General features: G+C 43.8%; 16 protein-coding genes. 15 read left to right on the top strand and 1 reads right to left on the bottom strand.

All coding sequences use genetic code 11. The features are described 5' to 3' along the window. Positions 1-144 precede the first annotated feature (144 nt). The 7 genes from WMO62_RS11940 to WMO62_RS11910 all read left to right on the top strand — a co-directional run bounded on the left by WMO62_RS11940 (position 145) and on the right by WMO62_RS11910 (position 7,544). Complete coding sequence (locus WMO62_RS11940; RefSeq protein ID WP_117495977.1) at positions 145-1,833, top strand: formate--tetrahydrofolate ligase; 1,689 nt, start codon at positions 145-147, stop codon at positions 1,831-1,833. Between the two features lie 101 nt (positions 1,834-1,934). Continuing rightward, a complete protein-coding gene (locus WMO62_RS11935; protein ID WP_117495978.1) occupies positions 1,935-2,564 on the top strand; it encodes a cyclodeaminase/cyclohydrolase family protein in 630 nt (209 codons plus the stop codon). A gap of 24 nt (positions 2,565-2,588) precedes the next feature. Beyond that, entirely contained in the window at positions 2,589-3,470 is an 882-nt protein-coding gene (locus WMO62_RS11930) for a tetrahydrofolate dehydrogenase/cyclohydrolase catalytic domain-containing protein (protein WP_147600587.1), read from the top strand. 3 nt (positions 3,471-3,473) lie between these two features. Next, complete coding sequence (locus WMO62_RS11925) at positions 3,474-4,988, top strand: PucR family transcriptional regulator (protein ID WP_349144801.1); 1,515 nt, start codon at positions 3,474-3,476, stop codon at positions 4,986-4,988. 9 nt (positions 4,989-4,997) lie between these two features. Further along, positions 4,998-5,957 carry a CPBP family intramembrane glutamic endopeptidase gene (locus tag WMO62_RS11920; RefSeq protein WP_349144800.1) on the top strand — a complete coding sequence of 320 codons (960 nt, stop codon included), beginning with the start codon at positions 4,998-5,000 and terminating at the stop codon, positions 5,955-5,957. 104 nt (positions 5,958-6,061) lie between these two features. Continuing rightward, the gene (locus WMO62_RS11915; RefSeq protein ID WP_349144799.1) at positions 6,062-6,481 is read left to right on the top strand and encodes a hypothetical protein; all 420 of its coding nucleotides are present in this window, start codon (positions 6,062-6,064) and stop codon (positions 6,479-6,481) included. Between the two features lie 31 nt (positions 6,482-6,512). Beyond that, a complete protein-coding gene (locus WMO62_RS11910) occupies positions 6,513-7,544 on the top strand; it encodes a type II TA system antitoxin MqsA family protein (protein WP_349144798.1) in 1,032 nt (343 codons plus the stop codon). 17 nt (positions 7,545-7,561) lie between these two features. Here WMO62_RS11910 and WMO62_RS11905 read toward each other — a convergent pair whose 3' ends face one another. Further along, positions 7,562-9,481, bottom strand: a complete 1,920-nt coding sequence (locus tag WMO62_RS11905; RefSeq protein WP_349144797.1) for an ABC-F family ATP-binding cassette domain-containing protein — start codon at positions 9,479-9,481, stop codon at positions 7,562-7,564. Positions 9,482-9,645: 164 nt separating this feature from the next. On the opposite strand from WMO62_RS11905, the gene miaB reads away from it, so the two are divergent. The 8 genes from miaB to WMO62_RS11865 all read left to right on the top strand — a co-directional run bounded on the left by miaB (position 9,646) and on the right by WMO62_RS11865 (position 17,117). Beyond that, a complete protein-coding gene (miaB, locus tag WMO62_RS11900) occupies positions 9,646-11,079 on the top strand; it encodes a tRNA (N6-isopentenyl adenosine(37)-C2)-methylthiotransferase MiaB (protein ID WP_435390495.1) in 1,434 nt (477 codons plus the stop codon). Positions 11,080-11,109: 30 nt separating this feature from the next. Next, positions 11,110-11,976 (top strand): YitT family protein, encoded by an 867-nt coding sequence (locus tag WMO62_RS11895; protein ID WP_349144795.1) that lies wholly within the window; start codon positions 11,110-11,112, stop codon positions 11,974-11,976. A gap of 138 nt (positions 11,977-12,114) precedes the next feature. Beyond that, entirely contained in the window at positions 12,115-14,430 is a 2,316-nt protein-coding gene (locus tag WMO62_RS11890; RefSeq protein WP_349144794.1) for an anaerobic ribonucleoside triphosphate reductase, read from the top strand. A gap of 24 nt (positions 14,431-14,454) precedes the next feature. Continuing rightward, complete coding sequence (gene nrdD, locus WMO62_RS11885; RefSeq protein ID WP_117495986.1) at positions 14,455-14,613, top strand: anaerobic ribonucleoside-triphosphate reductase; 159 nt, start codon at positions 14,455-14,457, stop codon at positions 14,611-14,613. Next, on the top strand, positions 14,591-15,124 hold the full coding sequence (nrdG, locus tag WMO62_RS11880; protein WP_349144793.1) for an anaerobic ribonucleoside-triphosphate reductase activating protein: 534 nt from the start codon (positions 14,591-14,593) through the stop codon (positions 15,122-15,124). Before nrdD ends, nrdG begins: the two co-directional genes overlap by 23 nt. Next, positions 15,114-15,821: a class I SAM-dependent DNA methyltransferase gene (locus tag WMO62_RS11875; protein WP_118510383.1), complete on the top strand. Its 708-nt coding sequence runs from the start codon at positions 15,114-15,116 to the stop codon at positions 15,819-15,821. The genes nrdG and WMO62_RS11875 overlap by 11 nt, the downstream gene beginning before the upstream one ends. 12 nt (positions 15,822-15,833) lie before the next feature. After that, positions 15,834-16,298, top strand: coding sequence for an HD domain-containing protein (locus WMO62_RS11870; protein WP_147600593.1), 465 nt, complete (start codon positions 15,834-15,836; stop codon positions 16,296-16,298). A gap of 39 nt (positions 16,299-16,337) precedes the next feature. After that, positions 16,338-17,117: a DUF975 family protein gene (locus tag WMO62_RS11865; RefSeq protein ID WP_349144792.1), complete on the top strand. Its 780-nt coding sequence runs from the start codon at positions 16,338-16,340 to the stop codon at positions 17,115-17,117. Positions 17,118-17,124 lie beyond the last annotated feature (7 nt).

The following is a 17,124-nucleotide window of genomic DNA, read 5'->3' as shown; positions in this document are numbered from 1 at the left end:
TCAAAAAATTATCAAAGTAATATAATTTGGTCAGTGCAAGGGGGAAAGAGATAAATCCCTTTGTTAAAAACATCACAAAAACGCAAGGGCGTAAGAACACAAAAAATATTCACTGTGTTCATTAAAGAAAGGAGATTTTCTTTTATGGGATTCAAAACTGACATTGAAATTGCACAGGAGTGCGAAGCAAGACCAATTACCGAGATTGCTGCAAAAGCAGGTATTGATGACAAATATCTGGAGCAGTACGGTAAGTACAAAGCAAAAATCGACTACAATTTATTAAAAGAAGTTCCGGGTGAGAACGGAAAACTGATTCTTGTAACGGCTATCAACCCGACTCCGGCAGGAGAAGGAAAGACCACCACATCCGTAGGTCTGGCAGATGGTATGAGCAAGATTGGTAAGAAGGTTATGGTTGCTCTCCGTGAGCCGTCCTTAGGACCGGTATTCGGAGTAAAAGGTGGAGCAGCAGGCGGCGGATACGCACAGGTTGTTCCGATGGAGGATATCAACCTTCATTTCACCGGTGACTTCCATGCGATTGGTGCAGCTAACAACTTGCTGGCAGCAATGATCGACAACCATATCTTCCAGGGAAATGCGCTGAACATCGACCCGAGAAAGATCACTTGGAGAAGATGTGTGGATATGAATGACCGTCAGCTTCGTAATGTAGTAGACGGACTTGGCGGAAAGACCAATGGAATGCCTAGAGAGGACGGATATGATATCACTGTTGCATCTGAGATCATGGCAGTTCTGTGTCTGGCAAGTGATATTGCAGACCTTAAGAAGAGACTTGCAAGAATCATCATTGGTTATACATATGGTAAAGTAGCTGAGCAGAAACCGGTAACCGCTGGTGACCTGCATGCTGAAGGTGCTATGGCAGCACTTCTGAAAGATGCTCTGAAACCGAACCTGGTTCAGACTCTGGAAGGAACTCCGGCTATCGTTCATGGTGGACCGTTCGCTAACATCGCTCATGGATGTAACTCTGTAACTGCTACCAAGATGTGTCTGAAGCTTGCAGATTACACCATTACCGAGGCTGGATTCGGTGCAGATCTGGGTGCCGAGAAATTCCTTGATATCAAGTGTCGTATGGCAGGACTGAAACCGAATGCTGTTGTTATCGTGGCAACTGTTCGTGCTCTGAAATACAATGGTGGTGTTCCGAAGGCAGATCTGAATAATGAGAATCTGGAAGCACTGGAGAAAGGTCTTCCGAACCTGCTGAAACATGTAAGTAATATTACGAATGTATACAAACTGCCGTGTGTAGTTGCTATCAATGCATTCCCGACCGATACGGAAGCAGAGCTGAAGCTGGTTGAGGAGAAATGTAAAGAGCTTGGAGTTAATGTGGTTCTGTCCGAGGTATGGGCAAAAGGTGGAGAAGGCGGCGTGAAGCTGGCTGAGGAAGTTGTTCGTCTCTGCGAGCAGCCGAATGATTTCACATATTCCTATGAACTGGAAGGAACTACAATTGAGGAAAAACTGAACGCAATCGTTACCAAGATCTACGGTGGTAAGAAAGTTGTTCTGACTGCAAATGCACAGAAACAGGCAAAAGAGCTGACTGCACTTGGATTTGCTAATTGTCCGATCTGTGTAGCTAAGACCCAGTACAGCCTGACAGATGATCAGACAAAACTTGGTGCACCGACAGACTTTGAAGTAACCGTTCGTAATCTGAAGGTTTCCGCAGGTGCAGGATTTATCGTAGCTCTGACCGGTGAGATCATGACCATGCCAGGTCTTCCGAAGGTTCCGGCTGCTGAGAAGATCGATGTAGATGAGAACGGAAAGATTACTGGTCTGTTCTAAAAACAAATAGGACTTATACAATTCCGAATAAAAACATTTCATGGCAGGCAGGGAACAGGTGTCCCCTGCCATCTGCCATGTTCAGAATAAGGAGGACTTATATGGGATTTACAAAAAGCAGCTGTGAAGAATTTGTAGATGTACTTGCGTCCAAAGCTCCGGTTCCGGGTGGCGGTGGTGCATCTGCACTGGTAGGAGCCATTGGTATGGCTCTTGGCAACATGGTTGGAAGCCTGACAGTCGGCAAGAAAAAATATGCAGATGTTGAGGCTGATATCATTGCGCTCAAAGAAAAAGCAACCGCTCTGCAGGCAGATTTTCTTCGTCTGGTAGAGGCTGATGCAGAAGCGTTTGAGCCGCTGGCAAAAGCTTACGGAATGCCTCGCGAGACTGAGGAAGAGAAAGCTGAGAAAGCACGTGTCATGGCAATCGTACTGAAAGATGCATGCGCAGTTCCCATGGAGATCATGGAAAAATGCTGTGAAGCAATCGATGTGATTGAGGAATTTGCAGCAAAAGGATCTGCTCTGGCTATCTCTGATGCAGGTGTTGGTGTGACCTTCTGTAAGGCAGCACTTCTGGGAGCTTCCCTGAATGTATTCATCAATACTAAATCTATGGCAGATAAAGAGTATGCAGCTTCTCTGAATGAGAAAGCAGATAAAATGATCGCTGATTACAGCAAAAAAGCAGATGAGATTTTTGCGGCAGTGAATGCACGCCTCAGATAACAAAAAAGTGGGAGAATAATAATCATGGCAAAACAGTTATTAGGAAAAGAAGTAACCGCAGCTCTGAATGAAAAAATCATCGGACAGGTTGCACAGTTAAAAGAAAAAGGAGTTTCTCCGAAGCTTGGCATCATCAGAGTTGGCGAGAGACCGGATGATATCTCTTATGAGACAGGTGCAACTAAGAGATGTGATACCCTTGGTGTTGAAGTTGAGAAGATCCTTCTTCCGGAAGATGTATCCAAAGAAGAACTTCTGGAAGTGATTGATAAAGTAAATAAAGATGATTCTATTCACGGTGTTCTGATGTTCCGTCCGCTTCCGGCTCATCTGAAAGCAGTTCAGTCTGAGATCGAGAATGCACTGGATCCGGCAAAAGATGTTGACTGTATGACACATCTTTCTCTGGCAGGTGTATTTGAAGGAAAACCACTGGGATTCCCGCCGTGTACTCCTCAGGCATGCATGGAGATCCTGGATTACTACGGAATCGACTGCAAAGGTAAGAATGCTGTTGTCATCGGAAGAAGCCTTGTAGTAGGAAAACCGGCAGCTATGATGCTGATGGGCAAAAATGCAACGGTAACCGTATGCCATACCAAGACTGTTGATGTTCCGGCAATCGCAAGAGAAGCAGATATCCTGATCTCCTGTGCAGGTGTCCTGAACAGTCTGACAAAAGAATATGTTCGTCCGGGTCAGGTAGTGATCGACGTATCCATCAACTGGGATCCGGAAAAGATCAACAAAAAAGGCGGCAAGGGAGCCATCGCAGGTGATGCTGTATTTGACGAGGTAGAGCCGATCGTTGAGGCTATCACTCCGGTTCCGGGCGGAGTAGGAAGCGTGACTACTTCTGTTCTGGTTGGCCATGTAGTTGAAGCAGCCATGAGAAAATTCGCATAGTTTATGCGTATCAGTATGCAGATTCTGGCGGACAGGCTCCGCCAGAATTATCCTGATTGCTCTTTTGGAGAGCTTTCAGGAGAAATGAACCTGAAACGTCCGCTTTTTTATCAAAGCGGAACAGAATTCCGGAAGAATAAAGTTTATATTGTCCATGAAACAGATATCAGTGAAACAGATCTTCTGGAGCATGGAGATAACCTGGTGCTTGTTGTAGGAGAACGATTTGTTTCTTTGAGTAAGCGCCTTTTTGGCGTATGCTTTTTTCCATCTGAAAATTCAGCTGAGATGCTTTTTAATATTGTACAGCGTGTGTTTGATACCTATGACGCGTGGGATGAGCGTATGCAGCGCATGGCGCTCTCTGAGCGGACCATGCGAACACTTCTTGATAGCTCCTATCGTATTTTTCATAATCCGATCCTGGTGTGTACCTCGGCAGGATTCATCATTGATTACAGCACCATGATGGATACTATGCCAGAATTTCAGGACATTCTTCAGCATAATCAGATCCTGGCAGCAGTAAAATCTGAGATATCATCACCTTCTGGTGAAGTGCAGAAGTACGAAGATCCACAGACACAGAAAAACAATCTGTTTGTGGAAATCTATGATAAGAACCATAATGCCTATCGGGTGATTCTGGCTGAGTCATCCAGAAAATTCCGGCATTATGATGAGTATTTACTCGTTCATCTTTCAAAATATATTCAGCAGATGCTGGAAAAATATACTGTTCTTCAGTCGGATCTGAGTTACACACTGGATCGTCTGCTTTCCAATATTCTGACCGGTGAGATCAAGAATGACAATTCACTGACTCCAAGATTTGCCAAGTTTCGATGGGAAGAAACCCATCAGTATTTCTGTATGAACATCCATGTGTCCATGGTGGATCGGCAGAATCTGACCGTTGTGCGTTTTATCTGTAATCGTCTGGAAGGATTGATGAAGGGAAGTTGTGCCTTTTTGTTGGATGAAAACATTGTGGTATACGTGAATTTAAACCATTATGGTAGATCCATGGAAGAGGCTCTGGCGGCTGCCAATGACTTCTTACAGGACAGTTATCTGAAGGCGGGTATCAGCTATATGTTTACAGGGCTGAATCGTCTGAAATCTTATTATCTTCAGTCGAAGATCGCACTGGAAGAAGGACTGCGGCTGCATCCGCTCCGGTGGGTCAATCGTTTTGAGGACATCGCTCTTGATTATCTGCTTGGAAAATGTACCGAACGTCTGGAGTCTGATATTGTATGCAGTCATGCAGTACTGACTTTGAAAAAATATGATGCAAAGTATAAGACAGAGTATTACCAGACGCTGAAGATCTATCTGTCCTGCCAGATGAATGCTGTCAAAGCAGCAAAAGAACTGTTCATTCACCGCAGTACCTTTCTGTACCGGATGGCACATATTAAAGAACTGGTGCAGATCGATCTGGAAGAGCCTGATCAATTATTGTATCTGCTGTTGACCTATCGACTGCTGGAGATGAATGAGCAGGACAAGTAGGAGAAGAATATGGAAACATATGATGAAACAATGGAATACACCAGACAGGCAAAGAGAGATTTTGCTATAGTTGGAAGAGCCTGGTTCTTTTATTTTGCAGTAAGCATTGCTGTTGCATTTCTCGCAAGTTTTCTGGCTGGAATCTTTGGTGGAACATGGCTGGAGAGTGACTGGGGATTATATATGGTCGGGCTTGTGATACCGTATCTGTTTGCATTTCCGGTATTTTTCCTGTTGATCAGAAGAAAGGCTGCTCCCGGTACATTTTCACCGGAGAAGAGGAAACTGCCTTTCAGAAGCCTGTTAAAGTGGTTCTGCATTGCACAGTTTCTGATGGTTCTTGGGAACTTGCTGGGACTGTTCTGGAGCACAGTCATCGAGATGCTTACAGGTGCAGAGACAACCACAACGATAGATCTGGTCAGTACCAGTGATATGCTTCCCGTCATTACCATGGTGGTATTGCTTGCTCCCATTGTAGAAGAGCTGGTATTTCGGAAATATGTGATCGACCGGATGTATCCTTATGGTGAAAAGACGGCAATCTTCCTGTCTGCAACTGTATTTGCAGTGATGCATGGGAATCTCAATCAAGTGTTCTATGCATTTTTTCTCGGATGCGCGCAGGGATATCTGTATTGCAAAACGAGGAATGTTCGCTATACAATCTGTATTCATATGATGGTGAATTTTGTGGGAAGTGTATTGCCACTTTTTGCCCAGAATTTTTCGGACATGGCAATGGCTGTGGTGGTTATTATTGATTTTGTGATCGGAATTGCAGGACTGGTATTTCTGCTGACGGATTTTGCCAGAAACCAGCTGTGGCTGGAAGAAGGGGAGATTGCACTCCCGGAACATAAAAGGATATCAATTACCTGGCTTAACAAACCATTTATGATCTTTACATGGATCTACCTGATCGGTGCTTTTGTATCGAATTATATACTGCCGGTTTTGATACAATAAATTTAGGCAGGATTCAACTTTTATAGTTTGAATCCTGCTTTTTTATTGACAAAAAAGATATCTCTGATATACTATCAATTGATAGTACAAACATATTAAAGGAGATGGATGTCATTTTTCTTAGTACACAATCTAGCAGGAAGGAAGTTCAGAAATTTCTGACAGAATTAAAAAAATTCTTAAATCAGCCAGATTTTGATACTGAAAAAAATCTGGTAATAATAAAAAAGAAGAAAAAAGCAGAAGACGAAAAATTTTCAACACCTTATACTTTGTTAGATTTAGAATATGAGGCGGAGGATGTGGTTAAACGACTAAAAGAATTAAGTGTACAGGAATATTCTGAGACTAAGATTGATAAGGATGATATAAATCCCCCATTATTATTTGTCTTTGGTAAAGATATTGAAGAGAAGCTTATTTACATAAAGTTGAAAGTGAAAAATAAAACGCAAAAGCATGTTCTGTGTGTATCTTTTCACTATGCAAAAGAAAAAATGATTTTTCCGTATGCACAACCATAATGAAAGAGAGGTAAAGGGTATGGAGAATACTATGTTAGTTAGAAAAATTTATATGGAGTGCCCATTATGTGACAAAACACATGAAATTGAAGAACGGAAAAGAATTGTTACCACTACATTAAAAGGAGAGAAAGTTGCTTATGAGGAGCATTTTTATTTTTGTGAAAATGCTGATGAAGAAGAAAATGAATTTGAAACGGGTGCTATGACCAATGCGAATCTGATGAATGCAAGAAATGCGTATCGTGTACGTCATGGATTGCTTACATCTGATGAGATTATTGACATTCGGGAAAATTATGGATTGTCACAAGTAGATATGGCAAGATTACTTGGTTGGGGAGAAGCAACTATTTCCAGGTATGAAAGCAAAGCGATACAGGATGAGGCTTATGATACGATGCTTCGTCTGATTAAAGATAATCCACTTCAGGCATTAGAGTTTCTGAAGAAGAATGCGGATAAATTTTCGGATACAAAGAGACAGGAGATACGCCTGAAAATGGTTAAAAAACTGGACTCCTATGGCAGGGAATATTTAACCCGTCAGACATTCGAAAGTGAATATGCAAACTATACAGAACCCGATGATTCCAATGGTTTTACATTGCTTAATATTGATAAGATAGAAGCCATCATATCTTATTTTGCAAAAGAAGTAGCAAATTTATATAAAGTAAAATTAATGAAGATGTTATGGTATGCAGATGCAATCTCGTATAGAGAAAATGGTTTTGCTATGTCTGGATTGATTTACAGACATGAAGCAATGGGGGCATTGCCTGTTGGACATAACAGTCTTATGAATCTGGAACGGGTGCATGTGGTAGAAGAGATGAGCTATAATTTTGAGTCCATGTTTCATGTTCATCCTGTAGAAGGAATGGATTATTCTGTTTTGAATGAAAAGGAAAAGAAAATACTGGATCGCATAATTTCAAAATTTAAAGATTATAAAGCAAAAGACATTGTGGATTATATGCATAGGGAAACTGCTTATACAAAAACAGAAAATGGAGCAATCATTCCGTTTTCTCTTGCAAAAGAAATAAAAGAATTTTAAAGAATGGGAGACCCTATCTATTCAGACAGGGTCTCCCATTCTTCATAAAGTCCTTCCAGTTCGGTCTGGATGGCATCTTTTTCCTTAGAGAGTTTTGTGACTTCCGCCACATTCGTGAAGACTTCTTCTTTGGCAAGGAGTTCGTCGATCTCTTTGTCGCGGGTTTCCAGTTCTTCAATCCGGCTTTCTACTTTTTTCAGATCATTCTGTCGTTTGCGGAGCAATGCCTGCTGTTCTTTTTGCTGTTTCCAATCTAATTTGGATTCTGACTGCATGGATTCCTCAGCAACAGAGGCTGTAGTGGAAGAAGGAGCAGAAGTAAAGTTGGTCATAGTCTCCTTTTTCTCCAGATAATAGTCATAATTTCCAATATAATTAGTCAGTGTCTCGTCTGCCAGATCCAGAATACGGGTAGCAACGGTATTGATAAAGTATCGGTCATGGGATACGAAAAATACAGTTCCTGTGTAGCGGTTGAGAGCCTGCTCCAGTACTTCCTTGGATACAATATCCAGATGGTTGGTGGGCTCGTCAAGGATCAGGAAGTTGGCCTCTGACAGCATCAGCTTGGCAAGGGACACACGGCCGCGCTCCCCACCGCTTAAGTCGCTGATCCGCTTAAATACATCATCACCGGTAAACAGGAAAGCAGCCAGTACATTGCGGATCTTGGTGTTGGTAAGTGTCGGGTAAGCATCGGAGATCTCTTCAAATACCGTTTTTTCCATATGTAACACATGGTGCTCCTGATCGTAATAACCGATCCGTACACGAGAGCCTAGCCGGATCTCACCGGCATCAGCCGGAACAACACCGTTGATGATCTTAAGAATCGTGGTCTTTCCAGTTCCGTTATTACCGATCAAAGCTACGCGTTCGCCGCGTTTGATCTCAAAATCCAGATGACTGAACAGAGTCTGTGGCGGAAATGCTTTGGACAGACCTTCTACAGTCAGCACATCTTCCCCGCTGACGATCTGCGGTTCCAGCTCAATATGCATATCGGCCTTCACTTCAGTAGGACGTTCCAGAACTTCGATCTTATCCAGCATTTTCTCACGGCTTTCGGCGCGTTTGATGGATTTTTCACGATTGAAGGACTTCAGCTTTGCAATGACTTCCTCCTGGTGTTTGATCTCACGCTGCTGATTCAGATAGGCCTGCATCTGTGCTTCTCTGAGCATAGCTTTTTTCTGAGCATAAGCCGTATAGTTTCCGGTAAAAGTGGTGACATTTCCCTGATCGATCTCCACGATCTTGGTAACGACCCGGTTCAGGAAATACCGGTCATGGGATACGATGATAACTGCTCCCTGATAATTCATAAGAAATGTCTCCAGCCATGCGATAGAATCCATATCCAGATGGTTGGTAGGCTCATCAAGCATAATAATATCCGGGCGGGAGAGAAGAAGCTTTCCTAAAGATACGCGGGTCTTCTGGCCTCCGGACAGAGTATTTACATGTTTTTCAAAATCTTCTTCAGAAAATCCAAGCCCCTTTAAGACTCCGGTGATCTCACTTTTCCAGGCATAGCCGTTTTTCTGCTCAAAATCATGATTGAGTCTGGCATAGTTATCCATCAGTTCCTGAAGTTCAGCGCCTTCTGCATGCTTCATGGACAGCTCCAGGCTTCGGATCCGTGCTTCCAGATCCAGTACATCCTGCTTGACTGTCACAAGCTCCTGGAAAATGGTTCCGTTACTTTCCATTTCCTGATGCTGTGCCAGACAGCCGATGGTCTTTCCTTTGGTGATGATGACCTGACCGTCATCAGCTGATAGTTCCCCCATGATGATCTTCAGGAGGGTAGATTTACCAGCGCCATTGATTCCTACAATAGCGGCTTTTTCCCGTTCTTCTATATGAAAAGATGCATCCTTTAAGATGACCTTTTCTCCAAATGCTTTGTGTATATTCTGACATGCTAAAATCATATGTGTCTCTCCGTCTTACTGCAAAATTGTTATTGGCATACTATTTTTAATTATATCGAAACTGGCAGAAAAGGCAAGAGGTTATTTGGCAGGACCTATTGACAAGAGACTTCTCCTTTGAGTATAGTTAAAGATAATGAAAAAACGCATGAGATGACAAGGAGATGGAAATGATAGATTTGAACAGACCGGCTCCGACAACAGAACCGGAAAGACAGTATTATTTTATAAAGAAAGTACAGGAATATGTAAAAGCACAGTCTGAGAAGCTGGGGCGTCCCCTGACTGCTAATATAACCACTTTTGGGTGTCAGATGAATGCCCGTGATTCGGAGAAATTATCCGGTATTTTAAGGGAAGCCGGATATGTAGAGACCGAGAGTGAGGATGCAGATTTTGTGATCTACAACACCTGTACTGTCCGTGAAAATGCAAACTTACGTGTCTATGGACGTCTGGGCGTGCTGCATGGATATAAGAAAAAGAATCCGAATATGAAGATCGCCCTGTGTGGATGTATGATGCAGGAAGCAACGGTTGTAGAGAAGCTGCAGAAGAGTTATCGTTTTGTGGATCTCATCTTTGGAACCCATAACATTTTCAAATTTGCTGAACTTCTGGCCATGACACTGGAGTCAGACCGGATGATCATCGATATCTGGAAAGATACGGATCAGATCGTGGAAGATCTTCCAAATGAACGAAAATATGCCTTCAAGTCCGGAGTCAACATTATGTTCGGCTGCAATAATTTCTGCAGCTACTGTATTGTACCATATGTACGTGGCCGGGAACGCAGCCGTGAAGCAAAGGATATTGTACGGGAGATTGAAGCCCTGGTCAAAGATGGGGTTGTGGAAGTCATGCTGCTGGGACAGAATGTAAACTCGTATGGTAAGAATCTGGAGCAGCCCATGACATTTGCAGAACTTTTGAGAGAGATTGAACAGATCGATGGTCTGGAACGGATCCGTTTCATGACATCTCATCCGAAGGATCTGTCTGATGACCTGATCGAAGTCATGGCAAATTCCAAGAAGATCTGTCCGCATCTTCATCTGCCGTTACAGTCGGGAAGCAGCCGGATCCTGAAGGCTATGAACCGTCGTTACGATAAGGAAAAATATCTGGCTCTGGCGAAAAAGATCCGGGAACGGATGCCGGATATTGCGCTGACCACGGATATTATTGTGGGATTCCCGGGTGAGACGGAGGAAGATTTCCAGGAGACACTGGATGTGGTAAGACAGGTACGCTACGACAGTGCATTTACTTTTATATACAGCAAACGGACAGGAACACCAGCAGCCGTGATGGAAGATCAGATTCCGGAAGATGTGGTGAAAGACCGGTTTGACCGTCTCTTAAAAGAAGTACAGACCATTTCCAAGGAAATGTCAGAGCGTTTTACCGGAAATGAGGAGACGGTTCTGGTAGAAGAGAAAAACAGTCAGATGGATGGCTATGTGACCGGCCGCCTGGGTAACAATCATGTGGTACATTTTGAAGGAAGCGAAGAACTGATCGGAAAACTGATCCGTGTTCGCCTGGATGAATGCCGCGGATTCTATTATATGGGTACCATGCTGGACAAATAGGCATTTATTCAGAAGCAGGAGGAAGTGGATATGCGAAAAAATAAATATGTCATGCTGGCAATGAAACTGGTGGTGATTACAGTCGCATCCATCATCTATGCAGTCGGCATCAGCCTGTTTCTGGATCCCAATAATTTAGCACCTGGTGGCGTGACCGGTATCTCAGTCATCTTAAATCGTATGACCGGAGCACCCACAGGTACGATTTATTTTCTGATCAATATTCCCATCGTAATTCTTGGTATCTGGAAATTTGGTTTTCAGTTCATGGGAAAGACGTCTTTTGCTGTCATGATGACATCATTTTTCACAAATCTCTTTGCAGGAATGGGGGCTTTTACAGACGACCCGATTCTCGCTGCGTTGTTTGGAAGCGTACTCATGGCAACAGGGATTGGACTGATTTTCCGTACAGGTGCAACCACAGGTGGAACAGATATTATTATCAAGATCATCCGTCAACACTTTCCTTATCTGAAAACAGGTTTTCTGTTCCAGTGTACGGATGTGATCATTGTAGCTATTTCCGGTCTGGTATTTAAAAATGTCAATACGGCGCTGTATGCGTTGATTGCTGTTCTGATCAATGGAAAAGCTCTTGATTATGTTCTGTACGGTGGAGATGAGGCTAAGATGGTCTATATTATAACATCAAAGCCAAATGAGATTGGAAAGCAGATCATGAATGAAATTGAATCCGGGGTAACGTATCTTCATGGAACGGGCGGCTGGACAGGAGATGAGAAGAAAGTGATCTTCTGTGTGGTACGAAGAACCCAGGGACCCCAGGTAGAAGAGCTGGTAAAAGAACTGGATCCGCAGGCATTTATGATCGTGACCAGTGCAAATGAGATCTATGGAGAGGGCTATAAAAGTTTTTTTGCAGATAAATTCTAATATTGGACATCCAGGATAATCTTCACGAAAAACATTTAGCCTGTACAAATTGTCCTTGCACTTCTGATCGTTTAGTGATACTGTATTTAGTACAGGGATAAGAACTAAAATACTAGATATAGTTTTGGAGGAATGAAAATGAGGGAGAGTACAATTACGTGTCCGGAGACGATCAAGAAGAGGAATGGAACTCCGGTTCCGTTCGATATAAAGAAGATCAGCAGTGCAATTCATAAGGCAAATGATGCTGCAATGGTAGAGGCCATTTCTCCATTAGAGTTTGAAAAACTGGTGACTGAGATTGTAGAATCCATTCCGCATGGTCAGATTCCGAACGTGGAACAGATACAAGATCTTGTGGAAGAGAAGCTGATCGAGCATGGCTATGCCAAGACAGCAAAAGCATATATTCTATATCGGGCAGAGCATACCAAAGTCAGAAAAACGGAAGCAGATCTGGTAAATATTTACCGGGAACTTACATTTACCAGCGCGGCTGATGCAGATATCAAGCGTGAGAATGCCAATATTGATGCGGATACTTCCATGGGAACCATGCTGAAATATGGTTCTGAGGGTGCTAACTATTTTGTAGACAACTATATTTTGCCGAAGGATATTGCGGCTGCGCATATCAATGGCGATATTCATATCCATGATAAAGACTTTTACATGCTGACAGAGACCTGCTGCCAGATCGATCTGGTGAAGTTGTTCCATGATGGATTCTCTACTGGTCACGGATTTATCCGTCAGCCAAAATCCATTGCAACCTATGCTTCCCTGGCATGTATTGCGATCCAGGCAAACCAGAATGAGATGCATGGTGGACAGGCAGTACCGAACTTTGATTATGCCATGGCAGAAGGTGTGGCATGTACGTTCCGTAAAGAATATTATGATGCAGTTCAGCGGTATTTCTGGCTGGAATATGACTGTGAAAATGTATTGGGTGAACCGTTCCGCAACGCACTGAAGGCAGCCATGCCGGAGCGGATCAATATGAGCAATATTGACAGCTATGAGGAAGCTTTCGTGCAGTGGGTGATGAAGGAAGGTGCTGGCTGGATGGAAGTAGTTCCGAAGGAAGAGGACATCCGCAGATGTCATAAGACTTCTATTCGGATCGCTATGAAGGAGACAGATCTTGCCACCTATCAGGCGATGGAATCATTGGTTCATAACCTGAATACCATGAATTCCAGAGCCGGTGCGCAGGTACCGTTCAGCTCCATCAACTACGGAACCTGTACCAGTCCGGAAGCGCGGATGGCTATGAAAAATCTTCTGAAGGTGACGGATGCAGGACTTGGAAATGGCGAAACTGCTATTTTCCCGGTACAGATCTTTAAAGTAAAAGAAGGTATCAACTATAATCCGGGAGATCCTAACTATGATCTGTTCCGTCTGGCCATCAAAGTATCTGCAAAGCGGCTGTTCCCGAACTTCAGCTTTATCGATGCACCATTTAACCTTCCGTACTATAAAGAAGGTGACTATAACACGGAGGTTGCTTACATGGGATGCCGTACCCGTGTTATGGGAAATCATTATGATCCGACCAAAGAAGTGACCTGCGGAAGAGGAAACTTAAGCTTTACTTCCATCAACCTTCCACGACTTGGAATTCTTGCAAAAGGTGACATGGATGTATTTTATAAAACACTGGACAAGCGTCTGGCTCTTTGCTGCAGACAGCTTCTTCACCGTTTTGAGATTCAGAAGAAAAAGACAGTGAAAAATTATCCGTTCCTGATGGGACAGGGAATCTGGATCGATTCTGAAAATCTGAATATCAACGATCAGGTGGGAGAGGTTCTGAAAAATGGTACGTTAAGTGTTGGATTTATCGGACTTGCTGAGACTTTGGTAGCTCTGACCGGCAAGCACCACGGCGAGAGTGAGGAGAGCAGAAAGTTAGGTCTTGAGATCATTACTCACATGAGGAAATATCTGGATGAAGAGTCTGAGAAGACCGGCCTTAACTTTACCTTACTGGCCACACCTGCAGAAGGTCTGTCCGGAAGATTTGTCCGTATTGATCAGAAACGCTTTGGAAAGATCCCGGGTGTGACGGACAGAGAGTATTACACCAATTCGTTCCATGTGCCTGTATATTATCCGATCAGTGCATTCGAGAAGATCCGTATTGAGGCACCGTACCATGCACTGACCAATGCGGGACATATCAGTTATGTGGAGCTGGATGGAGATACTGCAAAGAATCCGGAAGCATTTGAAGCAGTGATCCGCTGCATGAAAGAGAGTGGAATCGGATATGGATCTGTAAACCATCCGGTGGATCGTGACCCTGTATGTGGATTTACGGGTGTGATTGATGACGTGTGTCCAAGATGTGGCCGGCATGAAGGAGAAGCAGTATCCATTGAACGACTGAATGAACTTCGGAAGAAATACCCGGATATTCCGGTATATTTTGACCCGAATCACTAATACATAGAAAAGGAGATTGGTATTATGGCAGGAAGAGTATTACCTGAAAATGGAATGGTAGGAGCAGATGTAAAATTTGACCGGATCCGCAGAATTACCGGTTACCTTGTAGGAACCACCGATCGGTTCAACAATGCAAAGAGAGCGGAGGAGCGGGATCGTGTTAAACACAGCCTTTCCTAAAGAGCTTCGGATCGCCGGGACCATCCAGGATTCTATTGTGGATGGTCCCGGCATCCGTTATGTGATCTTTACACAGGGATGTCCCCATCATTGTCCTGGCTGCCATAATCCGCAGACCCATGATTTTGCAGGCGGCCATATTGCTGATGTGGAGCAGATCCTGGAGAGCATCCGACAGAATCCACTGCTGTCCGGTGTGACCTTCTCCGGCGGCGAACCATTTTGTCAGGCGGAGGCACTGGTTCCTGTTGCAGAGGCGGTCAAAGCCATGCACAAGCATCTGATGATCTATACTGGCTACTTATATGAACAGCTTCTGAAAATGGAAGAGTCAGGCGTACAGCGTCTTCTGGAGCTGGCCGATGTACTGGTAGACGGCCCGTTTCTGATGGCAGAACGAAACCTGACCCTGCAGTATCGAGGAAGTGAGAATCAGAGGGTCATTGATCTTGCAAAGACCCGTGCAGCCGGTGAGATTATTTTATATAAGAGTGAATACGATGAGTTATAGTAAAGCATTTTGCAATGTGTACAACCAGTTTGGCTGGAATTATTTTCCGGAGGCATTTGGTGAACAGCTATTAACATGGATGGAACAGAATCAGATCCATATTGAGAAAAGTCTCGACCTCGCCTGTGGAACCGGCGTCCTCTGCGAGATCCTGCATGCTCATGGGATCAATGCCAGCGGCATGGACTTTTCAGAAGGGATGATCGCGATCGCACGAGAGCGTAATCCGAAGATTCATTATGACGTGGCAGATATGATCACTTACCGGCCGGATCAGAAGTTCGATCTTGTGACCTGTACAGGTGATGCCCTGAATCATATCATGGAGCTTTCTGATATTGACCGGATCTTTGCCAACGTATATAATGATCTGGAAGACGGTGGTTATTTTATATTTGATATTCTCAACGAGAAGGAAGTTCCTATGGAAGAGCCTATCGATCTTGATTTCAGCGATACGGTGAAGGCACAGTTTATGGTAACCCATGACCCGGATGGAAGGATCAATCTGAAGACGACTGTGTTCGAAAATGGAATCAGGCAGTTCGAGGAAAACATCAAAGAGATCGTTCATGATGAGAAGGCCGTCTGTGAGCTGCTTTGTAAAAATGGGTTTCGCGTGGAAAAATGTTCCAATCATTTCCTGGAAAATGAAGGAAATTACAGTAAAACCTGGTATGTGATTGCAAGAAAATAAAAGGATGATCGTATGTTCTTATTTCATTTGACCAAGGAAGACCGACAGAAGATCCATCAGATCCTGAAGCAATATCAGGAAGACAGTAGGGTACAGTCCATGCATGGATTTGTGCAGCATGGAAGGACATCTACCTATGAGCATTGCATGAATGTGGTAAAATTAAGTTTCTGGATCAATAAGCATCTACATTTAAGTGCCAATGAGCGTGCGTTGCTGACAGGAGCTCTTCTTCATGATTTTTATCTGTATGACTGGCATGAGAAGAGTACCTGGCACAGATGGCATGGATTCAGTCACCCTTCCCGTGCATGGAAAAATGCAAGACGGCATTTTCCTATGGGAGCCAAAGAAGAAAATATTATCAGGAGCCATATGTGGCCGCTGATTCCCTGGCAGATTCCTAAGAGCAGGGAGGCGGTGATCGTCTGTCTGGCAGATAAATGTTGTTCTCTTTATGAAACGACCGCCAGATAAGAGCATTGTATACGAAAGAAGAAATAACAGGAGAGAGACATGTTACTATCAAGAGATTTTAGAAAAATTGCAAGAGAGAACCTGCGTGGGCGATGGTTTCCGGCCATTGTTGTTGGTTTTCTTGGAGGACTGTTGGGTGCGGTCATGGATGTCAGCTACAGTACCGAGATATTTACTCAGACGGGCACAAGCAATACAGATGCTTTGGATCAGTTGAAGTCCGCAGGTGTCTATGATGCAATACTTCCGTTTCTCATAGGACTTGGGATTACGTTGATCGCAATGGTTCTGATTCAGCTTGTGATCGGTGGAGCAGTGACGCTTGGATATGCTCAGTTTTTTCTGAATGTGACCGATGACAATGATCCGTCTGTGGGAAATCTGTTTTCCCATATCCGCAGACTCTGGGAAGGCTTCTGTATGCAGTTCTTCCGCGGCATGATGGTTATGCTCTGGTCCATCCTGTTTGTGATTCCCGGATATATTGCTTTGTATCGATATGCTATGACACCCTATATTATGGCAGAAAACGAAGATTTGTCAGTGATGGAAGCGATTACCGAATCCAAACGGATCATGATGGGAAATAAGTGGCGTCTGTTCTGCCTGGATGTAAGTTTCTTTGGCTGGTATCTTGTGGGAATCCTGACACTGGGAATCGGATTCTTCTGGATCACTCCGTATACGGAAGCTACGCGTGCTGCTTTCTATCGTGAAATCACTGAGCAGCGTTACAGCAACCCGGCAGTAAACAGTCATCCGATCAATGAGGATGTGAGACCGGAGTGGCAGACTGATTCTGATGATTTTACAGAATAGATAATGA

Source organism: Hominiventricola aquisgranensis, from assembly GCF_040096225.1.
GTDB lineage: Bacteria > Bacillota > Clostridia > Lachnospirales > Lachnospiraceae > Hominiventricola > Hominiventricola aquisgranensis.
Note: the sequence above shows the minus strand (reverse complement) of the source record. Positions and strands in the feature narration are given on the sequence as shown.